A 16,778-nucleotide genomic window follows, 5' to 3' on the forward strand; every position below is an offset into this window, starting at 1 on the left:
CCGTTGGGGCCCCGCCCCCGGCACCCCCCCCCCCCCCCCGCCGCCGGGCACGGCAGGCCCCGCCCCCCCACCGCAACCACCGACCCACCCTCAGCCAGCAACAGCGAACAACCGCCGCCGCGCCCCCAGCAGCACGACGGAGGCCAGCACCATTCCGACTCCCATGGTCACCAACAGCGGACTGGGGTTCCCCGGCAGCAGCCCGGCCAGCGATCGGGATGCGGTGCCCAGCGCGAGGTAGAGACCGGCCCAGGCGGCGGCGCCGAGCGCCGCGCAGCCGAGGAACCGCCGGTACGACATCCGTAGCCCGCCGGCGGCCAGCGGAAGCAGCGCGTTGAACACGGGCAGGAACGGCGCGACGACCATCATCCGACCGCCACCGCGACGCAGGATCCCCTCCGCGGCCGTCCAGCGCGTCTCACCGATCCAGTCGCCGATCCGGCTGTGTCGCAGCCGCTCGGAGTAGCGGCGGCCGATCAGGAAGCTCAGCGACCACCCGGCCAGGCAGCCGACCAGCACCGCGGTGAAGGTCGCCAGTCCGGTGGTCGGGCGGCCCACCCCGACGGCGGCCAGGATCGCCACGTCGCCGGGGACCAGGACACCCAGCAGGGGTACGGCATCGAAGAGCATGACGATCCCGAGAGCACCCATCAGCAGCAGAACGGGTAGTTCTCCGATCTGTGCCAGCCATTGCGTCATGCCTCGTACGCTATGGCCGCCGCACCACTTCGGACATCCGGTTCCAGCCCCGAGACCCCCCTAGTATCGGTCTAGGGGTCGCCCCTGAGGTGGCGTCCGCACTCAGACGGGTCGCAGCACCTGCACCCGGCGTAACGACGAGTCGACCGACGGTTCCGTGGTGGGCACCGGATAGTCGGCCAGGACCGTCAGGCGGTCCGCCGGCAGGTGCCCCCGGCCGGGGTCGCCGACCAGCACCTCGGCACCCCTGGCGGCGGCCCTCTGCAGGAAGGGCAGCATCTTCTCGGCCATCGCGCGGTCGTAGAAGACGTCCCCGGCGACGACCAGGTCGGCGTCCGCATCGGTGGTGTCGAGCAGGTCGTCCCCGGTGACGTCGACGGCGACCCGGTTGGCCCGCGCGTTGAGGATGACGGCGGCCACGGCGTACGGGTCGATGTCGTTGGCGACCACCTTCGCGGCGCCGGCCAGCGCGGCGGCGATGGCCACCAGTCCCGACCCGGCGGCGAGGTCGAGCACCCGACGACCGGCGGCCAGCTCCGGGTGGTCCAGGAGGTGGCGGGCGAGGGCCTGGCCGCCGGCCCAGGCGGACGCCCAGTACGGTGCCGGCAGGGCGTGCCCGGCGGCAGCCTCCATCCGAGCCCACCACACGATCGCGTCCTCGGCCAGGTGCAGCCGCACCTCGGGGACGAACGGGGTGGGCACCAACCGGAGCCGGTCCAGGCCGGCGCCGGGCGCGTCGATCTCGCGCTCCAGCTCGGTCAGCACGTCGGCTGCGGCACCTCTCATCGGCGCAAGCATGCCCCAGCGGCGGGTCGTCGGGGCAGGTTTCGCACGCCGGCACGCAGAGTTCACCCGACTTCACACGAAGACCTACGGCACTTCGGCCAGCGGATCGGGGTTTTGCCCGTTACTGTCGAACAGGTACGGGCGATCATCGGCCAGAGGCCGAGGGTCAGCCGCTTTGAACAGGGAGAGATGCATGGCAACCGGCACGGTTAAGTGGTTCAACTCGGAAAAGGGCTTCGGTTTCATCGAGCAGGACGGCGGAGGGCCGGACGTGTTCGTCCACTACTCCGCCATTGCCTCGAGCGGCTACCGGGAGCTCAACGAGGGCCAGAAGGTCGAGTTCGAGGTGACCCAGGGGCAGAAGGGTCCGCAGGCGGACAACGTCCGCCCGATGTAGCTCCGTGCCGGTGACGGCGGCTGGTTCTCCGGCCGCCGTCGCAGCGCACTCAAGACGCCGCCGGGGCGGCGGGCAGGTCCCGCCGCCTCCGGATCGGCCCGATCAACAGAATCAACGGGGTGAGCGCCAACCAGGCGGTCATCACCCCGATCGCTGTCGTGACGCCGTAGCGCGCGCCGATGGCACCGGCCAGCACGGCTGCCAGCGGGATCGTGCCGTAGTTGAGCAGGTGCATGCTCACCGTCACCCTGCCGAGCAGGTGGTGCGGCGTGTAGGTCTGCCGGAAGGCACCCTTGACGACGTTGCCGATGGCCACGCCGAGGCCGATCAGCAGGCCGCCGAGGGCGGGCCAGGCCAACCCGACGCCGGGCGCGGCGAGCGGGATGAGCAGAGCCGGCGGGCCGGTGAACGCCGCCCCGATCAGCAGAGCCCGCGCGGTGCCGCAGCGTCGGCCCAGCGTGGTGGCGAGCAGCGCCCCGATGATCCCTCCGGCGCTCATCACTCCGACGAGCGCGCCCACCAGGCCCGGTTCGAGCCGAAGCTCCCGGACCAGGAAGACCACCAGCACGGCCTGGTAGCCGGTCAGCCCGATGTTGCTGGCCGCGCCGAAGACCGCAAGCACCCGCAGGTACGGGTCCCGGATGACGAAGCGCAGCCCTTCGGCGATGTCCCGGCGCAGTGAGCGGGACGGGTCCGTTCGCCGTACGCGTGGTTCGACGGTGCGGATCCGCAGGAGGAGGACCGCGGAGGCCAGAAACGTGAAGGCGTCAAGCACCAGTGCGGCGACGGCGCCGGTGAGCTGGGCGATCAGGCCGGCGAGGCCGGGCCCGACGACGTAGCTCACCGTCTGGGTCGCCTGGAGTTTCGCGTTGCCCTCCGGCAGTTGCTCGGGTCGCAGCAGCACCGGCAGGTACACCTGGTCGGCGGTTTCGAAGAAGACCCGCGCGGCGCCGGCGCTGAGGGCGACCACCAGGAGGTGCGCCACGGTGAGCCGGCCCAGCAGGGCGGTCAGTGGGACGCTGAGGAAGGCCAGTGCGCAGAACAGGTCGCACACCACCATCACCGACCGGCGGGGCAGCCGGTCCACCCAGGCGCCGGCGGGCAGGCCGATCAGCAGCCACGGTAGCCAGGCCGCGGCGGTCAGCACCGCCACCTGGAAGGTGCCGGCGTCGAGCACGGCGACCGCGACAAGGGGCAGCGCGACGGTGGTGACGTTGCTGCCGACGCTGCTGACGGCCTGACCGGCCCAGAGCAGTCGGAAGTCCCGATGCCGCAGCAGCCCGCCGGCCGGGCGGACCGGACCCGGACCGGTCCGGGTGGCGGCGGTCACGGCCGGGCCGGAATGCCGTGCGCGAACACGAACACGGGTTGCCGTTCGTGGCCGTCGTCGGGGACCGGCCGGTTGGCCCAGCGGTCCAGCAGGTCGACCATCTCGCGGCTCAGCTCGGCCAGTTCGTCGGGGGTGAGGTGCAACCACCTGTCCGTCGAGAACGGGCCGTCGTGCCAGGTCGCCTGCGCCGAGTCGTCGGCGGCGTGCCAGGCTCGGGCCAGGGCGACGTGTCGGTCCAGGTTGAGCGAGGTGGCGGCGTCGGCGACCGCCCGGGCGGCCGGGTCGGTGTCGAAGTCGGTGTTGGACCAGCGCAACCCTCGGGTGACGAGCCGCCACCATCGCTCGCGCCGGTCGCGGGCCAGCTCGGGGGCCTCGGTGACCAGGTCGGCGGCGGCGAGGACCTTGAGGTGGTGGCTGACGTTCGCCGGCGCCTGGTCGGTGCGCTCGGCGAGCAGGCCGACGGTCGAGGGCCCGTGCACCTTGAGCACGTCCATCAGCCGGCGACGCAGCGGGTGGACCATGGCGGCCAGCACCCGCGAGTCGGTGACCTGGCGTACGTCGGGGCTTTCCATGACCCCAGAATCACATCCGCAACAGCTCTTGCGCAATAGATATTGCCCAAGAGCTGTTGCGGAATGACCGTGCGGGGAGGGGCGACCCGGCGGCTACGGGTCGCCCCCGCTCAGGCGACCAGCCGGCGGGACAGCTCGTCGGCGACCTGCTTGGCGATGGTGGGCGGGATGGCCGCGGCGATCTTCTCCGGCGTCAGCCCGGCCAGCACGCCCTGGATCACCGCCGGTTCGTCGGTGAAGTCCCGACCGGAAAAGATGGTCAGCGCCGCCTGTAGCGCGGTCAACTGCACGCCGAGGCTCTTGAGGTTCGGGTGGCCGGTCACCGACGCCCCGGTGTCGTCCCGTCCCTCCGCCATCCGGGTGTAGATCTGCCCGATCGGGTTGCGGCCGTCGAGCACTGTGAGGTTCTTGTGGACGGTGGCGAGCCAGGTGTGTTCTTCGGGGGTCATGTCGATCTCCTCCAGGAGTCCGATGGAGCTCAGGTAACGACGGAACAACGACCGCTGGTCGCGGCCCGCCTTGGTCGCGTCGCGAAAGAAGCTGAAGTGGGTGTGCCAGCGGTGCGAGCTGTCACCGGTGGTGCGCTTGCCGAGACGATCCCACCGCTTCACGGTCGAACCGTCGGTGCTGTAGATGATCTCCCGGATGTCCCGGGTGTCGGCCGCGTTCGCGGCGCACTGCCCCACGCACCAGAGCGAGAAACTGGCCAGGGTGTGCGTCCGACCACCTGAGCGGACCTCGAAACCGCCGACGTCAAGCGCCGCCGCGTCGAGGGTCAGGCCGGCCTTGTCCCGGGGTGACTCGGCCACCGAGTAGTCATCGCTGTCCACCCGGTCGGATCCGCAGTGGTAACCCCCCCGGTGGGCGGGATCCCCGACGATGCCGACCTCCGCCGGCTCCAGGTCTGCGGCACGATCGGTGTTCGGGTCGATGTTGAGGTGGGTGAGAAGCAGGCTGCGGACAGCCAGCAGATTGGACGGGGCGCGGGTCATCGGCCCCCCTCTCAGATATGCGGGAACCAGACGCAATGTCACACCGCGTGTGCGGTGCGGGCTGCTGGCAGGACCCGGTCTATCTCGCGCTCGGCGCCGGGGCGATGACCCAACCATAACCCCATCAATCGATGAACGCCCAGGTCAGAGCGACTTTATTTCTGATTCCGAGATCAACGGCCAGAGTGGACGACCGGCAGGAGCACCGCGGACGGGTGCGCGGAGTCGTGCAGAACCTGCCGCCAACCGGCACGCAGCGTCACCGCCGTACCGAGGGGTGATCCGGTGCCGGGGTTGCGCGCCCACCGCGGATGGGCGCCACCGGCGACCTGCACCCGCAGCCGGTGCCCGGCGGCGAACCGGTACGCGGTCGGCCAGAGCGCCACCGGGACCCGCAGCACCCCCGCCGCGTCGGCGGTGAAGCGCTCGGGTGTCACCCGCACCAGGCCGTCGCACACGTTCCACGATCGACCGCGCCGGTCCACATCGCACAGCCGCACGAAGACGTCCAGGTGAGGCAGCTCACTGCGGACGTGGATCTCGGCGCGTACCGGGCCGATCACCTCGACCGGCCCGGCCAGCGGGGCGCTGGTGTAGGTGAGCACGTCGGGGCGGGCCTCGACCTGCCGATTGTCCACCGGACCGGCTCGCTTGCCGACAAGCAGCGGCCCACCCAGCGACGGGGTGGGGTCGGCCGGGTCGTACCGGAACTCGTCCGGCGGCGACGCGACCGGTGGGCGTACCGTCAGCTCGGCTCCCGGATGCAGGTGCCAGGCGGTCTCGACGGTCGGCGGTGGCCAGTCCGGCAGGTCCCGCCAGCCACCGCCGGGCCCACCCACGTGCAGCCGAACCGGGGCGGACGCGGCGCGGGGCGACCGCCGGCCGGCCGGTGGCGCAGCCGTGAGGTGCTCGTCGAGCCAGGCCAACCCCTCCCGCAGCGCGGCCACGAACAGCCCGGGGCTGCCGTGTGTCCAGGGGCCGATCACGAGGTGTGGCGCCGTGCCGGCGGCACGCAGGGTGGCGTAGTCGTCGAGTTGGGCCGGCAGGAAGATGTCGTGCCAACCGGTGACCATGACCACCGGCGCCCGCACCCGGGCCACCCGGTCGGCGAAGACCCGGTCGCGCCAGTACGCCGCCTCCGGGGTGTGGTGGCGCAGCCACTCCTGGAAGAACGGGATGGTCACGCCGGTGGCCACCCGGTCGGCATCCGCGAGCGGCAGGTGCCCGAGCGCGGCGGCCAGCCGGGGCTGCCCACGCTTGAGCTCCCACTGCCGGGCCAGCCACGGCACGGTCTGCGCGTGCAGCAGCTCCGCCCAGGTCAGCACGGTGTCCAGGGCGAAGGACTCCCCCGCGTACGTCGAGTCCCGGGTGGCCGAGGCGGTCACCACCGCGACCATCGCGCGCAACTCGTCGCCCGCGTCGGCGGCCAGCGCCCACTGCGCGAACCCCTGGTAGCTGACCCCGAACATGCCGAGCTGGCCGGACCACCAGGGCTGGCGACGCAGCCAGTCCAGGGTGTCCACTCCGTCGTCGCGCTCGTGCACCAGCGGTGCGAACGTGCCGCCGGACCCTCCGGTGCCCCGACAGGCCTGGATCACCGCGTGCCGGCCCCGCGCGGCGAGCAGCCGGCCGAGCAACCGCAGCGGGCCGCCCCGCCCGTACGGGGTGCGGATCAGCACGGTCGGCGCGTCCCGGACCCCCGGGGCGTAGTGGTCGGTGCGCAGCAGCACCCCGTCGCGGGCCCGGACCGGGATGTCGCGGGTGACCCGCACCGGGCGGGGACGGGTCGGGGGCAACCGCAGCGCGACGCCGGCGAGGCGGGTGACGAGCCGGCCCGGCACCGCTCAGCCTGCCGGCCGGCGGGGCGACTCGGGCCGGGCGGCGCGCACCGTGTCCCGGTGCCCCCGCAGCGACTCGCTCATCTCCGCCATGAACCGGTGCACCACCTCCAGCTCGTCGTCGCCGAAGCGGGCCATCACCGTGTCGGTACGCGCGCCGAGCGGCTGGAAGAACTCCATGGCCAGGGCGGCTCCCTGGTCGGCGTAGTGCAGCAGCACCTTGCGCCGGTCGACGGTGTCCCGGTCCCGGCGGATGTGACCGGCGCGCTCCAGTCGGTCGATCAGGGCGGTGACCGAGCCGGAGGAGAGGTTGAGCTGCTCGCCGAGGCGGCCGGGGGTGATCGGATCACCGAGCAGCTCGGCGTCCATCACCGCGATCAGGGCCTGCAGGTCGGTCGGGTTGAGGCCGTGCAGGTTGGCGAAGGCGTGGCCGACCTGCTGGGCGTCCGCAGCGTACCGCCGGAGGTTGTTGGTGATCTCCGCGACCAGCCGCTCGCGGCGCGTGTCGCGCCGCCGGTACATGCCGTGAGTCGCCACCTCGCGCTGCTCTTCCCGTCGTCGGTCTCTCGGGTTGCAGCATAGAACAGCCCTCGATAATCTCGGCTATCAAGATACTCGACTGCCGAAGGACTTTGGGGTCATCTGATGTCTGTGTTCACCACCGTCGCGCGCGGCCGGCTGGCCGCCTGGCTCACCGTGGCCGCGGCGATCGTCGTCGGCGCGGTCGTCTTCGGAACGCCCCAACCGGACAACCCGGCACCGGTCTCCGCCACCGGCCTGTCCGTGCAGTGGCAGTCGACCCAGGTGGAGCGCCTCCAGGAGCAGTTGCCGTCCAGCGAGGTCCAGCCGGCCATCGTGGTGGTGAGTCGAGGTGACGGCGGCGCGCTGAGCGAGGCCGACCGGGCCGCCGTCACCGCCCGCGCCAGCGACCTGGGCCGCTTCGCGGTGGGCGGGCGGGTCAGCCCCCCGCAGCTCTCCCCGGACGGGGCGGTCGCGCTCGTCGCCGTGCCGGTCGACACCAGCGCTGGTCAGGACGAGGTCACCGACACGGTTGCTCAGCTGCGCGCCGCGCTTGCCGACCTGCCCGGCGGGCTGACCGCCGCGGTGACCGGCGCCCCGGCCTTCACCGCCGACCTGTCCTCGGTGTTCGACGGGGCCGACATCACCCTGCTCGCGGTGACCGCCGCCGTGGTGGCGCTGCTGTTGCTGATCACCTACCGCAGCCCGTTCCTGTGGATCGTGCCGCTGGTCGTGGTCGCCGCCACCGAGCAGCTCACCCTGCGCGCGGTCGACGCCATCGTGCCGGCCGTCGGCATCAACCTCCAGCAGGGCCAGGTCACCGGCATCGCCAGCGTGCTGGTCTTCGGCGCCGCCACCGACTACGCGTTGCTGCTCATCGCCCGCTACCGGGAGGAGTTGCGGCGCGAGCAGGACCGGTACGCGGCGATGCGCGCCGCGTTGCGCCGGACCGCCGAGCCCATCCTCGCCAGCGGCGGCACCGTGGTGCTCGGCGTCCTCACCCTGCTGCTCAGCGAGCAGGAGACGAACCGGGCCCTCGCCGTGGCCTGCGCCACCGGTGTGGTCTTCGCCATGCTCTCCGCGCTGTTCGTGCTCCCCGCCGTGCTCGTGCTCCTCGGTCGCGGCCTGTTCTGGCCGTTCGTACCCCGCGTCGGTGGCCCCGCCCGGGAGGGACGGCTCTGGGGCCGGCTCGGCGGCGCCGTGCAACACCGCCCGGTGGTGGTCGCGGTGCTGGCCACCCTGCTGCTCGGTGGCCTGGCGCTGGGCGGGCTCGGGATCCGCACCGGCCTGTCCGAGACCGAGCAGTTCCGCGCCGAGCCCCAGGCGGTGACCGGGGCGCAGACCCTGGCCCGCGCGTTCCCCGCCGGCAGCACCCAGTCGGTCGCCGTGCTCACCAACCCGGCGGCGGTGCGGGCGGTCACCGACGCCGCCACCGCCGTGCCCGGGGTCGCCTCGGCACGCCCCGGTGACGTCGGTGACGACGTCGCCCAGGTCGACGTCGTCCTGGACGCCGAACCCGGCACCACCGCCTCGGACCGCGCGATCGAGGCGCTGCGCGCCGCGGTCGCCGCCGTTCCCGGTTCCGCTCCTCCGGCCGCCGCCGGCGCCGACGCGCCGTCCGGGGCGATCGTCGGTGGCTCCGTGGCCGCCACCTACGACTCCGACGAGGCCAACGACCGCGACCTGCGACTGATCCTGCCGATCATCCTGTTGCTCGTCGGCGCCGTGCTCGTGCTGCTGCTCCGCGGCCTGCTCGCCCCGCTGCTGCTGGTGCTCACCGTGATCGCGTCGTTCTTCGCCAGTCTCGGCGCGGCGTGGCTGCTCTTCGACCACGTGCTGGGCTTCCCCGCACTGGACAGCGGCGTGCTGCTGCTCGCGTTCGTGTTCCTGGTGGCGCTCGGGGTGGACTACAACATCTTCCTGGTCACCCGGGCCCGCGAGGACGCGCGCGCCGCGGGCACCCGCGACGGGATGCTCTCCGCCCTGCGGGTCACCGGCGGGGTGATCACCAGCGCCGGGGTGCTGCTCGCCGCGGTCTTCGCCGTGCTCGGCGTGCTGCCACTGATCACGCTCACCCAGATCGGCATCATCGTCTGCATCGGCGTGCTGCTCGACACCCTGCTGGTCCGCACCGTCCTGGTGCCGGCGCTGGCGTTCCTGCTCGGTGACCGCTTCTGGTGGCCCGGACGGATCACTGCGGAGCACCCGGCCGGCAGCCCGACGTCGCCGGAGCCGGTCGCGGCCCACGACTGACGACAGGCGTGCGGGGCCTCCCGGTGTGACAGTGGTCGCACCCTAACGAGGTTCCACCGGGCGGCGACCCTGCGGCGGCGTCTGAGCCTGGTCGTCCGGCTGCTCAAGATCGCCCACAGCCCGGTCCCGGGTGGCCCAGGCGACCATGAACACCACAGTCCAGAGCACTCCGAGCAACACCGCAGCGGCGGTCCCGCTCGCCGTGTCCAGGCCGAGGTAGAGCCGCGCACCGCCGATCCCGAGCATCCCCGCGGCAGCGGTCGTCCACGCGGCCACCGCCACCGGCCAGCGGGCGCTGCGCGACACCAACCAGGCCAGGGTGCAGAAGCTCGCCGCGACCACGGCGTTCTGGGTCGAGAGCGGAGCCACCTCGCCGCTGCCCGGTGTGCTGCCGTGCGCACCGGTCACCTCGGCGGCCACGGCCAGCACCACAAGCGGCACGAACGCACCCACCGTGCCGACCACGCTGAGCAGGTCGGCCCGCCATGGTCGGCTGCGCCACGCCAGCACCGCCGCCACCACCCCCACCAGGGCGATCAACACCGACCCCCGTACCACCGACACCACGACCAACGTGGCTTCGGCGGCGTGGGGGGTACGCCGGGCGGCGAACCACGCCGCGATGGCGTCGTCAAGCGCGGCCAGCCCACTGTTGCGGATCGCCACGGCGAGCAGGCCGGCGATGGCGAGCCCGGCGGCGAAGAGCAGCAGGAGCCCGGCGGCCAGATTGAGCAGCAGCGTCCAGGCCGGCCCGATCCGCATGGCCACCAGGAAGAACAGCACCCCGTAGCGGGCGGTGAGCCACCGCACCGGGGGTAGCGCGCCGGCCCGGGACAGCAGCGCGCGGACCGGGTCGGGATTGCGACCCAGCCACCGGCCGACGAGCACGACTCCGAGCAGGCCGGCCAGCAGCAGCAGCGCCACGCCGGTGGCCCGGCCGAGCAGCCGGGAGACCGTGTCGTACGACTCACCGGCGAGGTGACCGAGCAGGATCGAGCCGCCCACCCAGGTCGCCACCCCGGCCAGGTTCCACGGCGCGAACCTCCGGTACGGCATGCCGGCCGCACCGGCCAGCCGGGGCACCAGGGTGCGGGCGAAGGCCACCCAGCGGGCCGCGAACACACCCCGCCCACCGAGTCGGGCCAGCATGGCATCTGCCCTGGCCCACCGCTCGGGACCGACCCGGTGCCCCAGCCCGGCGCGCAGTCGGGGCCCGTAGCGCCGTCCGGCGCGGAAGGCCAGCCCGTCACCGAGGACCGCCGCGGCGATCATCACGAGCAACGCCGGTCCGAGCCGCAAGGTACCGTTGTAGGTGAGGAAGCCGACGAGCAGCAGGGTAGCCTCACCCGGCACGAGCAGACCGAAGATCACCGCGGTCTCGCCGGCCACGATCAGCGCGGCGACCAGGTAGATCCAGAGGGCGGGCAGACTCTGCACCCAGGTCAGCAGGTCGTGCACTCAGGCCCCCGGAACACGGGAGTCAGCATGCCAGCCGGGGCAACCACCCGGACAGCAGTTTCACCATAGATCAGGGGCACCTGGGGGTGACCCCGACGCGGCCTGCGCGAGCGCAGGCGGAAGGATAGAGGGTATGCAGCTTCGCACCGACCTCCGCAACGTCGCCATCATCGCTCACGTCGACCACGGCAAGACCACGCTGGTCGACGCCATGTTGCGGCAGGCCGGGGCGTACGGCGCCCGGGGCGAGAACACCGAGCGGGTGATGGACTCGGGTGACCTGGAGCGGGAAAAGGGCATCACGATCCTGGCCAAGAACACCGGCGTGCACTACCTGCCGGCGGACGGCTCCGACCCGGTCACCATCAACATCATCGACACCCCCGGCCACGCCGACTTCGGTGGTGAGGTGGAGCGCGGCCTGACCATGGTCGACGGCGTGGTGCTGCTCGTCGACGCCAGCGAGGGCCCGCTGCCGCAGACCCGCTTCGTGCTGCGCAAGGCGCTGCGGGCTCGGATGCCGATCATCCTGGTGATCAACAAGGTGGACCGCCCGGACGCTCGGATCAAGGAGGTCGTGGACGACACCTACGAACTCTTCCTCGACCTGGACGCCGACGAGGAGCAGATCGACTTCCCGATCGTCTACGCCTGCGCCCGCGACGGCATCGCCTCGCTGACCCAGCCCGCCGACGGTTCGGTGCCGGACGACAGCACCTCCCTGGAGCCGCTGTTCCGCACCCTGCTGGACACCATCCCGGCCCCCGCGTACGAGGACGGCGCGCCGCTGCAGGCGCACGTGACAAACCTCGACGCCTCGCCGTTCCTCGGCCGGCTGGCGCTGTGCCGGGTCCGGCAGGGCACCATCAGCAAGGGTCAGACGGTGGCCTGGTGCCGCACCGACGGCAGCACCCAGCGGGTCCGCATCTCCGAGATGCTGATGACCGAGGGCCTGGAGCGCAAGCCGGCCGAGACGGCCGGCCCGGGCGACATCATTGCCGTCGCCGGCATTCCCGAGATCATGATCGGTGAGACGCTTGCCGACATCGAGAACCCGGTCGCTCTGCCGCTGATCACCGTCGACGAGCCGGCCATCTCGATGACCATCGGCACCAACACCTCGCCGCTTGTCGGCCGGGTCAAGGGCTCCAAGGTCACCGCCCGGATGGTCAAGGACCGGCTCGACAAGGAGCTGATCGGCAACGTGTCGCTGCGGGTGCTGCCCACCGAGCGGCCGGACGCCTGGGAGGTGCAGGGCCGTGGTGAGCTGGCGCTGGCCATCCTGGTCGAGCAGATGCGCCGGGAGAGCTACGAGCTGACCGTCGGCAAGCCGCAGGTCGTGACCAAGGAGATCGACGGCAAGACCTGCGAGCCGGTCGAGCGGCTGACCATCGACGCGCCCGAGGAGTACCTGGGTGCGATCACCCAGCTGCTGGCGACCCGTAAGGGTCGGATGGAGCAGTTGGTCAACCACGGCACCGGCTGGATCCGGATGGAGTGGCTGGTCCCGGCGCGTGGCCTGATCGGCTTCCGTACCGAGTTCCTCACCGACACCCGGGGCACCGGCATCCTGCACCACGTCTTCGAGTCGTACGAGCCGTGGTTCGGCGAGCTGCGTACCCGCAACAACGGTTCGCTCGTCGCCGACCGGGCCGGCGCGGTCACCGCCTTCGCGATGATCAACCTGCAGGAGCGCGGTCAGCTCTTCGTCGACCCGACCACCGAGGTGTACGAGGGCATGATCGTCGGAGAGAACTCCCGCTCCGACGACATGGACGTCAACATCACCAAGGAGAAGAAGCTCACCAACATGCGGGCGTCGACCTCCGACGAGACGGAGAAGCTGATCCCGCCGCGCAAGCTCTCCCTTGAGCAGGCCCTGGAGTTCTGCCGCGAGGACGAGTGCGTCGAGGTCACCCCGACCGCGGTGCGCATCCGCAAGGTGGTGCTCGACCAGCAGCAGCGGGGCCGGGCCGCCGCCCGCCGCAAGCACGCCGGCTGAGCACAGCAGCACCCGACACCGGGCGCGTCGACCGCTTGCGGTCGGCGCGCCCGGCTGTTTCCGGCAGGGGTACGCGACCCTCGCCGAGCGACCCTCGCTGATCGGCTACGGTCACCGGCATGACCTGGGATGATCTCGACGCCCACCTGGACCGGGTGCCCGGCACCGTCTCGGCGTACGTGGGACGGCTCGACGCGGCGCCGACCTGGACCCGCCACCCGGACGCCGCCCACTACGCGGCGAGCACCATGAAGGTGGCGGTGCTCGCCGCGCTGCACCGGGCCGCCGAGGCGGGCACGCTTGACCTGGACGCCCCGGTTCCCGTGGTCAACGAGTTCGACTCCGCCCAGTCCGGCGCGCCCCGGTTCTCCTGCGCGCAGACCTACGACAACGATGACGCGGTCTGGGACCGGGTGGGCGGCACCGCGTCGCTGCGCTGGCTGGCCGAGCGGATGATCGTGCGCTCCAGCAACCTGGCCACCAACCTGGTCATCGGGCACGTCGGGCTGCCCGCGGTGGCCGAGGTGTGGGCGCTGGCCGGCGCCCGGGCCAGCGTCACGGGTCGCGGCATCGAGGACTTCGCCGCCCGCGCGGCCGGCATCACCAACACGGTCACCGCCGCCGACCTGGCCGCCCTGCTCGGCGCGGTGTCCACCGGGGCCAGCACCGCGGGCCGGCTCGCGTCGCCGGCGGCCTGCTCGGCCATGCTTGACGTCCTGCTCGCCCAGGAGCACCGGGAGGACCTGGCCGCCGGCCTACCCGAGGGCACCCGCATCGCGCACAAGAGCGGTTGGGTACGCGGTGTGCGCCACGGCGCCGGCGTGGTGCTGCCCGCCGACGCCCCGCCGTACCTGATCGCCGTCTGCACCACCACCGACCCGGCCGACGGCACCGACGACGAGACCGAGGCCGACGCCTGCCTGCTGATCGCGCACGTCTCCGCGCAGGTCTGGGCCGCCCGTCACCAGCTCTGACCCGCCGGAATGGGATCCGGCGCGGCGGTCACTCGAGCAACCGCGCCCGCAGCGCGCCGAGGGTCTCGTCGGTGAGCCCGAGGCCGTCGCGCAGGTACGCGTCGAACGAACCGTGCACCCGGCGCACCTCGTCGTAGCCGGCGTCGAGGTACTCGGCGCGGACCTCCAACACCGGCAGCACCGCGTCGACGTCCAGCTCCGGCTGCCGCCGTCGCATCGCCTCGACGATCACCACGCGCAGGCTCTCGGTGAGCTCGTTGTTGCGCAGGTAGTCGGCGCGGACCGCCGCCTCGTCCACCCCGAGCGCCGTCAACAGGATGACGGTGAGCCAACCGGTGCGGTCCTTGCCGGCGGAGCAGTGGTAGACCAACGGCAGGTTCTCCGGCCGCGCGGCCAGTCGTACCGCCTCGGCGAAGCCGACCCGGGCCGACTCCCCGGTGACGAACCACCGGTAGATGGCCGCCATCGCCTCCGCCGTGCCCTGCCGGGCCAACTCCGCGTACGCGTCCAGGTCGTGGCCCAGCAGCACCGCCGAGACGTACGTGAAGACCGGGTGCTCCGGGTCGTGCACCGGAAGGCACACCACCCGTGGCTCACCGGCCAGCCGATCCGTCGGGGCGACCGCGATCTCCGCGGGGGCGCGCAGATCGAGCACGCACGCCGGCCCCAGCTTCGCGAGCACCGGCAGGTCCTCGTCGGTCAGCCGACCCAGCGCCGGAGTCCGGATGAGCTGCCCCACGCGGAGCCGCCGGCCGTCGGCGCCCACCAGCCCGCCCAGCTCACGCGCATTCGGTGCGCCCACCAGCTCCCAGCTCTGCCCGGTCATCCGGTCCCCCATCCTGACGCGTGACTGCGTATAGGGTGCCTGACATGACGATCTCGGAGGTACGCACCCACCGGGTTTCCGCCCCCTTACACACTCCGTTCGTCACCGCGCTGCGGCGTACCACCACAGTGGAGACGCTGGTCGTCGAGCTCGTCGACGCCGACGGTCGGTCCGGCTTCGGTGAGGCGCCTCAGGTCTGGCAGGTTACCGGCGCGTCGGTCGCCGGCGCACAGGCGTGCGTACGCGAACTGCTCGGTCCGCGGCTTGTCGGTCGCGACCCGGACGACCTGGTGACCCGTTGCGCCGAGGTGCAGCGCGCCGTGGTGGGCAACGAGGGGGCGAAGGCTGCGGTGGACGTGGCCCTGCACGACCTCGCCGCCCGGCGGCTGGGCGTACCCCTGGTGCGGTTGCTCGGGGGCACCACGCTGCGGGTGCCGACGGACGTCACACTGGCGGCCGGCGACGCGGTGGATCTGGCGGCGGCGGCACGGCAGCGGCAGGCCGACGGGTTCGACGTGCTCAAGTTGAAGGTCGGCACCGACGCGAGCACCGACCTGGACCGGGTACGCGCCGTCCGCGCGGCCGTCGGCCCCGGGGTTCGGATCCGGCTCGACGCCAACCAGGGCTGGACACCCCGGGAGGCGGTCCGGGTGATCCGTGGCATCGAGGACGCCGGGCTCGACGTGGAGTTGGTCGAGCAGCCGGTGGCCCGCTGGGACCTGGACGGGCTGGCCTGGGTCAGCGACCGGGTGTCCGTGCCGATCCTGGCCGACGAGGCGGTCTTCGGGGTCCGTGACCTGGTGGAGGTGATCCGCCGTCGGGCCGCCGACCTGGTCAACGTCAAGCTGGCCAAGTGCGGCGGGCTGCATCCGGCGCGTACCCTCCTCGACCTGGCCACCGCCCACGGGCTGGGCACGGTTGTCGGGTCGATGATGGAGAGTCAGGTGGGCATCGGGGCGGCGGCGAGCCTGGTCGCCGCGTACGGCACCACCGCGGTCGCCGACCTGGACGCCGCCTGGTGGCTGGCCTGGTCGCCGGTGCAGGGCGGGATACGCTACGACGGGGCTGCTGTGGTGCTGCCGAACGCCCCTGGCCTGGGCATTTCCGGTCTTGCTGAAGCAAAGGTGCAGGCCCGTGCTTGATGAGTGTTTGTTTCTTTCATAGGGTTCCCCTGGACAGCCGACTCGATCTGGGGGTTGACGTGGAGCTGCAACCGGGCCGCGAGGCCGTCGTTCGAGTCGCCGTGGCAACACTGTGGACCTCGCCCGAGGCGGTCCGTCCGGTCGACCGCCCGGCGCTGACCGCCGGCGCCGACATCCCCGCCTGGGTCTCCGGTCTCAGCACCGAACAGCAGGTCGGCGACTGTGTGCTGAGCCAGCTTCTGCTCGGCGAGCGGGTCCTCGTCAGCGAGCTACGACCGGACGGCTGGGCCCGGGTCGTCGCCGTCGAGCAGCCAGCCGCCAAGCTGGACCCGCGCGGCTACCCGGGCTGGCTTCCCGCCGACCAACTGGCCGCGGTCGACCCGACCACCGGCACCGACCACCCGCTGGTGGTGGACGCCACGGTCACCGGGCTGCACGCCACCCCGGGCGGTCCGGTGGTGCTGCCCGGCGTCGTCGTCGGCACCCGCCTGGTCCCGGCCGGCCCCGCCCGCGACGACTGGCGGCCGGTGCACGCCCCGGGGCAGGCCGCGCCGCTCTGGCTGCCCGACAGCCACCTGGTCCCGGCACCGGCGGCGTCACCGGACGCCGAGCAGGCGCTCGCGGTGGCGCAGCGACTGCTTGACGTCGTCTACATCTGGGGTGGTCTCTCGGCGCACGGCATCGACTGCTCCGGTCTGGTGCACCTGGCCTGGCGGCGGTTCGGGGTGCTGCTCCCGCGCGACGCCGACGACCAGGCCGTCGCCACCACCCCGCTGGCCTTCGGGGCGGAACGTCCCGGTGACCTCTACTTCTTCGCCCGACCCGGCCGCAAGATCCACCACATCGGAATCGTCACCGCCCCACCGGGGACCGGCGGCGAGCGGCGGATGCTGCACGCCTGCTACCGGCGGCGGCGGGTCATCGAGGAGCCACTGCCGGCCGACCGGACCGCCACGCTGGTCGGCGCGCACCGGGTCTGACCGGCGGGAC

General features: G+C 72.5%; 15 protein-coding genes. 6 read left to right on the forward strand and 9 right to left on the reverse strand.

The annotated features are described in order from the left end of the window. Window positions 1–90: 90 nt before the first annotated feature. Together AB0F61_RS16490 and AB0F61_RS16495 are read right to left on the reverse strand one after the other, a co-directional pair. On the reverse strand, window positions 91–699 hold the full coding sequence (locus AB0F61_RS16490) for a VTT domain-containing protein (protein ID WP_357809875.1): 609 nt from the start codon (window positions 697–699) through the stop codon (window positions 91–93). Window positions 700–801: 102 nt separating this feature from the next. Beyond that, entirely contained in the window at window positions 802–1,485 is a 684-nt protein-coding gene (locus AB0F61_RS16495; RefSeq protein WP_357809877.1) for a 50S ribosomal protein L11 methyltransferase, read from the reverse strand. Between the two features lie 193 nt (window positions 1,486–1,678). On the opposite strand from AB0F61_RS16495, the gene AB0F61_RS16500 reads away from it, so the two are divergent. Beyond that, window positions 1,679–1,882: a cold-shock protein gene (locus AB0F61_RS16500; RefSeq protein WP_007462771.1), complete on the forward strand. Its 204-nt coding sequence runs from the start codon at window positions 1,679–1,681 to the stop codon at window positions 1,880–1,882. 49 nt (window positions 1,883–1,931) lie between these two features. Here AB0F61_RS16500 and AB0F61_RS16505 read toward each other — a convergent pair whose 3' ends face one another. The 5 genes from AB0F61_RS16505 to AB0F61_RS16525 form a co-directional block, all read right to left on the reverse strand. Next, window positions 1,932–3,212: an MFS transporter gene (locus AB0F61_RS16505; protein ID WP_357809880.1), complete on the reverse strand. Its 1,281-nt coding sequence runs from the start codon at window positions 3,210–3,212 to the stop codon at window positions 1,932–1,934. Then, window positions 3,209–3,784, reverse strand: coding sequence for a helix-turn-helix domain-containing protein (locus AB0F61_RS16510; protein WP_357809884.1), 576 nt, complete (start codon window positions 3,782–3,784; stop codon window positions 3,209–3,211). The genes AB0F61_RS16505 and AB0F61_RS16510 overlap by 4 nt, the downstream gene beginning before the upstream one ends. A 110-nt stretch (window positions 3,785–3,894) precedes the next feature. Beyond that, window positions 3,895–4,776 (reverse strand): hypothetical protein, encoded by an 882-nt coding sequence (locus AB0F61_RS16515; protein ID WP_357809887.1) that lies wholly within the window; start codon window positions 4,774–4,776, stop codon window positions 3,895–3,897. A gap of 173 nt (window positions 4,777–4,949) precedes the next feature. Then, window positions 4,950–6,617 carry a CocE/NonD family hydrolase gene (locus AB0F61_RS16520; protein WP_357809890.1) on the reverse strand — a complete coding sequence of 556 codons (1,668 nt, stop codon included), beginning with the start codon at window positions 6,615–6,617 and terminating at the stop codon, window positions 4,950–4,952. A 3-nt stretch (window positions 6,618–6,620) separates the two neighbouring features. Then, window positions 6,621–7,136, reverse strand: a complete 516-nt coding sequence (locus AB0F61_RS16525) for a MarR family transcriptional regulator (protein WP_357810214.1) — start codon at window positions 7,134–7,136, stop codon at window positions 6,621–6,623. A gap of 123 nt (window positions 7,137–7,259) precedes the next feature. On the opposite strand from AB0F61_RS16525, the gene AB0F61_RS16530 reads away from it, so the two are divergent. After that, the gene (locus AB0F61_RS16530; RefSeq protein WP_357809893.1) at window positions 7,260–9,386 is read left to right on the forward strand and encodes an efflux RND transporter permease subunit; all 2,127 of its coding nucleotides are present in this window, start codon (window positions 7,260–7,262) and stop codon (window positions 9,384–9,386) included. A gap of 42 nt (window positions 9,387–9,428) precedes the next feature. Here the strand turns inward: AB0F61_RS16530 and AB0F61_RS16535 are convergent, their stop codons facing one another. Next, complete coding sequence (locus AB0F61_RS16535; RefSeq protein ID WP_357809896.1) at window positions 9,429–10,844, reverse strand: DedA family protein; 1,416 nt, start codon at window positions 10,842–10,844, stop codon at window positions 9,429–9,431. Window positions 10,845–10,977: 133 nt separating this feature from the next. Here AB0F61_RS16535 and typA point away from each other — a divergent pair, with 133 nt between their 5' ends. Together typA and AB0F61_RS16545 are read left to right on the forward strand one after the other, a co-directional pair. Beyond that, a complete protein-coding gene (gene typA, locus AB0F61_RS16540; RefSeq protein ID WP_357809899.1) occupies window positions 10,978–12,846 on the forward strand; it encodes a translational GTPase TypA in 1,869 nt (622 codons plus the stop codon). A 119-nt stretch (window positions 12,847–12,965) separates the two neighbouring features. Further along, window positions 12,966–13,820, forward strand: a complete 855-nt coding sequence (locus tag AB0F61_RS16545) for a serine hydrolase (RefSeq protein ID WP_357809902.1) — start codon at window positions 12,966–12,968, stop codon at window positions 13,818–13,820. A gap of 28 nt (window positions 13,821–13,848) precedes the next feature. On the opposite strand, the gene AB0F61_RS16550 is transcribed toward AB0F61_RS16545, so the two are convergent. Then, the gene (locus AB0F61_RS16550; RefSeq protein ID WP_357809905.1) at window positions 13,849–14,646 is read right to left on the reverse strand and encodes a tyrosine-protein phosphatase; all 798 of its coding nucleotides are present in this window, start codon (window positions 14,644–14,646) and stop codon (window positions 13,849–13,851) included. Between the two features lie 44 nt (window positions 14,647–14,690). Between AB0F61_RS16550 and AB0F61_RS16555 the strand changes: the two genes are divergently transcribed. Both AB0F61_RS16555 and AB0F61_RS16560 read left to right on the forward strand, forming a co-directional pair. Next, on the forward strand, window positions 14,691–15,788 hold the full coding sequence (locus AB0F61_RS16555) for a dipeptide epimerase (protein ID WP_357809907.1): 1,098 nt from the start codon (window positions 14,691–14,693) through the stop codon (window positions 15,786–15,788). Between the two features lie 101 nt (window positions 15,789–15,889). Then, complete coding sequence (locus AB0F61_RS16560; protein WP_357809910.1) at window positions 15,890–16,768, forward strand: NlpC/P60 family protein; 879 nt, start codon at window positions 15,890–15,892, stop codon at window positions 16,766–16,768. Window positions 16,769–16,778: the final 10 nt, after the last annotated feature.

It is taken from the genome of Micromonospora sp. NPDC023888, from assembly GCF_040639415.1.
Lineage (GTDB): Bacteria > Actinomycetota > Actinomycetes > Mycobacteriales > Micromonosporaceae > Micromonospora.

Excerpts from the sequence above, each read along its gene's own strand:
- AB0F61_RS16490 (WP_357809875.1), bottom strand. The coding sequence starts at position 699 with ATGACGCAATGGCTGGCACAGATCGGAGAACTACCCGTTCTGCTGCTG.
- AB0F61_RS16495 (WP_357809877.1), bottom strand. The coding sequence starts at position 1,485 with ATGAGAGGTGCCGCAGCCGACGTGCTGACCGAGCTGGAGCGCGAGATC.
- AB0F61_RS16500 (WP_007462771.1), top strand. The coding sequence starts at position 1,679 with ATGGCAACCGGCACGGTTAAGTGGTTCAACTCGGAAAAGGGCTTCGGT.
- AB0F61_RS16510 (WP_357809884.1), bottom strand. The coding sequence starts at position 3,784 with ATGGAAAGCCCCGACGTACGCCAGGTCACCGACTCGCGGGTGCTGGCC.
- AB0F61_RS16515 (WP_357809887.1), bottom strand. The coding sequence starts at position 4,776 with ATGACCCGCGCCCCGTCCAATCTGCTGGCTGTCCGCAGCCTGCTTCTC.
- AB0F61_RS16525 (WP_357810214.1), bottom strand. The coding sequence starts at position 7,136 with ATGTACCGGCGGCGCGACACGCGCCGCGAGCGGCTGGTCGCGGAGATC.
- AB0F61_RS16530 (WP_357809893.1), top strand. The coding sequence starts at position 7,260 with ATGTCTGTGTTCACCACCGTCGCGCGCGGCCGGCTGGCCGCCTGGCTC.
- typA (WP_357809899.1), top strand. The coding sequence starts at position 10,978 with ATGCAGCTTCGCACCGACCTCCGCAACGTCGCCATCATCGCTCACGTC.
- AB0F61_RS16545 (WP_357809902.1), top strand. The coding sequence starts at position 12,966 with ATGACCTGGGATGATCTCGACGCCCACCTGGACCGGGTGCCCGGCACC.
- AB0F61_RS16550 (WP_357809905.1), bottom strand. The coding sequence starts at position 14,646 with ATGACCGGGCAGAGCTGGGAGCTGGTGGGCGCACCGAATGCGCGTGAG.
- AB0F61_RS16555 (WP_357809907.1), top strand. The coding sequence starts at position 14,691 with ATGACGATCTCGGAGGTACGCACCCACCGGGTTTCCGCCCCCTTACAC.